Genomic DNA, 3,585 nt, shown 5'->3' with positions numbered 1-3,585 from the left:
GATCACGTACGGGTGCGGCCCGCCGGTGTGTCACCCGGGGAAACGCCTCACGGGGTTGCAGCATGGACCCGTGAGTGATCAGGAACTGCCCCGGCAGGACTGTGCCGCGACGGTGCTGGGCGGTCCCACGACCGTCATCGACGCCGGTGGCCTGCGCGTCGTCGTGGACCCGACCTTCGACGACCCCGGCCCGCACGGCTACCTGACCAAGACGCTCGGCCCGGCGGTGACCGAGGACCGGCTGGGGGCCGTCGACCTGGTGCTGGTCAGCCACGACGCCCATCCGGACAACCTCGACGACCGGGGCCGCGCTTTCGCCAGGGCGGCCCCCTGACGCTCACCGTGCCCGGCGCGGCCGACCGGCTCGGCGCGCCGGCGGTGGGCCTGGCCCCCTGGACGACCTTCGTCCTGCCCCGCCCTGACGGCGGCGGCGACCTGAGTGTCCTGGCCGTCCCCGCCGTGCACGGCCCCGAGGACGGCGAGCGGGACCCGGAGGGCAACATCAACTGCGAGGTCACCGGCTTCGTGTTGTCGGGCCGGGGCCTGCCCACCGTGTACGTCAGCGGCGACAACGCCTCCATGCGTGCCGTGGCCGCGATCGCCCGGCACGTGCCGGACATCGACGCGGCGGTGCTGAACGCCGGGGCGGCCCGCGTACCGGGCAAGTTCCGGCGACGTCCGGTGTCGATGGACGGCCACCGGGCCGCGGCCGCCGCCGCGGTGCTGGGTGTCACGGTCGTGGTCCCGGCCCACTACGACGGATGGACGCACTTCTCCGAAGGGCGCGCGGAGCTGGAGACGGCCTTCGACGAGGCCGGCCTGTCGGCCCTGCTGCGCCTGGCCGACCACGGGTCCTGGTCGGCGCTGCGCGGCTGACGCCGTAGCGGGAACGTCCCAGCGGAGCGGGAAACGGCACCGCGACGGCCGGCCGCCGTCCCACCGGCTGCCCCATGTGATCTTCCGCACTTCAGAATATGAAACATTGCAGCATCTGCAAGTTCTTCCCTACAGTTGGCACCGTGACCCCCGCAGAGAGCGCCTACTACGAGCTCGGCCGTAGAGATCGGAAGAAGCTCGAGACCCGCGCGGCCCTGGAGCACGCCGCGTTGACGCTGGTGGCCGAGCGCGGTCTGGCGGGTGTCACGGTGGAGGACATCGCCGAGGCGGTGGACCTCTCCTCCCGCACGTTCTTCAACTACTTCCCGTCCAAGGAGGACGCGCTCGTCGGCGCGAGCCCGGCGTCCGCCGCCGAGCTGCGCGAGAGGCTGGAGGCCGTGCCCGCGGAGGTGCCGGTCCTGGAGGCGCTGCGTCTGATGTCGCGGGTCGAGGCCGAGCGCGTCCAGCAACAGCGCGAGCAATGGCTGCTGCGGCTGAAGGTGTTCGAGCAGAACCCGTCGCTCCTTCCGCGGCTGGTCGCCAACGGCACCGAGACCGAGCGTGCCGTGTCGGCCGCCGTCGCGCGCCGGGCCGGCGTCGCCCTGGATACGAGCGGCTATCCCGAGCTGGCCACCGCGGTGGCCATGGCGGCCTTCCGGGCGGCGATGATGCGCTGGAGTGCCGCGGACGGCCGGCCGGCGCTGGCCGACCTGGTCGACGAGGCCTTCTCCCAGCTCGCCGCAGGCCTGCCCAATCCGTGACCGCCCCGGTCACCGCCCTTTTCCGATCACCCCCGTGAACGTTCCCGTCCCCCCGGCGTCCGCAGGAGTCTCGCGGAGCGCCGGTCCCCACCTGAGAAATCGAGGAAAGATGACATCCACCAGCGCGCAGCCCGAGGCCGTGGCCGCGGCGCCCACCTCCAGGAGAAAGGTCCTGCAGGCGCTGTCGGGGCTGATGGTGGGCATGTTCGTATCCATCCTGGCCTCGACCGTCGTGGCCAACGCCCTGCCCCGCATCATCACCGACCTGCAGGGCTCGCAGACCATCTACACCTGGATCGTCACCTCGGAGCTGCTGGCCATGACGGCCACGGTGCCGCTCTGGGGCAAGATGGCCGACCTCTACAACAAGAAGCTGCTGATCCAGCTCTCGCTGGGACTGTTCGTGGCGGGCTCGCTGATCGCGGGCCTCACGCCGAACGTGGAGATCCTCATTGTCAGCCGCGTCGTGCAGGGCGTCGGCGCCGGCGGCATGACCGCGCTCGCGATGATCGTGATGGCGGCCATGATCCCGCCGCGTGAGCTCGGCCGCTACGCCGGCATCTTCGGCGCCGTGTTCGGCGTCGGCACCGTGGCGGGCCCGCTCATCGGCGGCGTGCTCGTGGACACCTCCTGGCTCGGCTGGCGCTGGTGCTTCCTCATCGGCGTGCCGTTCACGATCCTGGCCATCGTCCTGCTGCAGCGCACGCTCGACCTGCCGGTGGTACGCAAGGACGTGAAGATCGACTATCTGGGCGCCCTGCTGATCACGACGGGCGTGTCCACACTGCTGATCTGGTCGTCGCTGGCGGGCAACCAGTTCGAGTGGGGCTCCTGGTGGACCGCCGCCCTCGTCGGCGGCGGCGTGCTCATCCTCGCTCTGGCCGTCTGGGTGGAGTCGCGGGCGGCTGAGCCGATCATTCCCCTGAGCATCTTCAAGAACCGCACCGTCGCCCTCGCCACCGTGGCGAGTGTGCTGGTCGGCGTGGCCATGTTCGGCGGCACGGTCTTCCTGTCGCAGTACTTCCAGGTCGCGCTCGGCAAGTCGCCGACGGTCGCCGGCCTGATGAGCCTGCCGATGGTGTTCGGCCTGCTGGTCTCCTCCACCGTGGCCGGGCAGCTCATCACCAAGTGGGGCCGCTGGAAGGGCTTCCTGGTGGCCGGCGGCATCGTCATGCTCGCCGGGATGGGCCTGCTCAGCACCATCGACGGCCAGACCGGCACGGTACTGCTCGGGCTCTACATGGCGGTGCTCGGCATCGGCGTCGGCATGCTTATGCAGAACCTGGTCCTGGCCGCCCAGAACGACGTACCCGCCCACGACCTGGGGGCCACCACCTCGGTGCTGACCTTCTTTCGCAGCATGGGCGGCGCCGTCGGCGTCAGCGCCCTGGGCGCGGTGCTGGCCAACCGGATCACCACGCTCATGACGGAGAAGCTCGGCCCGATGGCCGCCGGCGGCGCGGGCGGCGACAGCGACGCCGTACCCGACATCTCCAAACTGCCCGCTCCCGTCGTCCGCGTCATCCAGGACGTGTACGCGACGGCCACCGCCGACCTGTTCCTCATCGGCGTGCCGCTCACCGCGCTCGCGCTGGTGACGGTCCTGTTCATCAAGGAGAAGCCGCTCAACACGCTGTCAGGCGAGGAGCGGCTGGCCCGGGAGCACGCCACGGCCGCCGATCACTGAGCGGCTCCCGGCCGGGTCGCGCCCGGAACGCGGCGCGAAGGAGAACGAGCGCGGGTTGCCGGGTTGAACCGGCCAGGGCTCGCAAGCGACAGGACCTGCGCTCGTGGCGCGCGCACCACCGCCCGCCGGGGCAACGCGAACCGGGCCGGGGGGGGGGGGGCCCGGGGCGGGTGGCCGGGCGTGTGGCCGGCTATGTCGGCCCCCGGGGGTTCGGGGCTGGGGGGGGGGGCGGGGGGTTGGAGGAACTCCGCGCGGCGGCAC

Annotated in this window: 4 protein-coding genes; all 4 read left to right on the top strand. The window is 71.7% G+C overall.

Annotated features, from left to right (window positions below; translation table 11 throughout):
- Positions 1-70: 70 nt before the first annotated feature.
- The 4 genes from AB0G15_RS32160 to AB0G15_RS32145 all read left to right on the top strand — a co-directional run bounded on the left by AB0G15_RS32160 (position 71) and on the right by AB0G15_RS32145 (position 3,324).
- Positions 71-334, top strand: a complete 264-nt coding sequence (locus tag AB0G15_RS32160; protein ID WP_362846976.1) for a hypothetical protein — start codon at positions 71-73, stop codon at positions 332-334.
- Positions 335-342: 8 nt separating this feature from the next.
- Positions 343-876: an MBL fold metallo-hydrolase gene (locus AB0G15_RS32155; protein ID WP_362846974.1), complete on the top strand. Its 534-nt coding sequence runs from the start codon at positions 343-345 to the stop codon at positions 874-876.
- A 143-nt stretch (positions 877-1,019) separates the two neighbouring features.
- A complete protein-coding gene (locus AB0G15_RS32150) occupies positions 1,020-1,637 on the top strand; it encodes a TetR family transcriptional regulator (protein WP_362846972.1) in 618 nt (205 codons plus the stop codon).
- A 109-nt stretch (positions 1,638-1,746) separates the two neighbouring features.
- Positions 1,747-3,324, top strand: a complete 1,578-nt coding sequence (locus tag AB0G15_RS32145) for an MDR family MFS transporter (RefSeq protein ID WP_362846970.1) — start codon at positions 1,747-1,749, stop codon at positions 3,322-3,324.
- The last annotated feature ends 261 nt before the right edge of the window (positions 3,325-3,585 follow it).

It is taken from the genome of Streptosporangium sp. NPDC023825 (genome assembly GCF_040639575.1).
Taxonomy (GTDB): Bacteria; Actinomycetota; Actinomycetes; order Streptosporangiales; family Streptosporangiaceae; genus Streptosporangium.
This window is presented reverse-complemented; position numbering and strand designations above follow the sequence as displayed.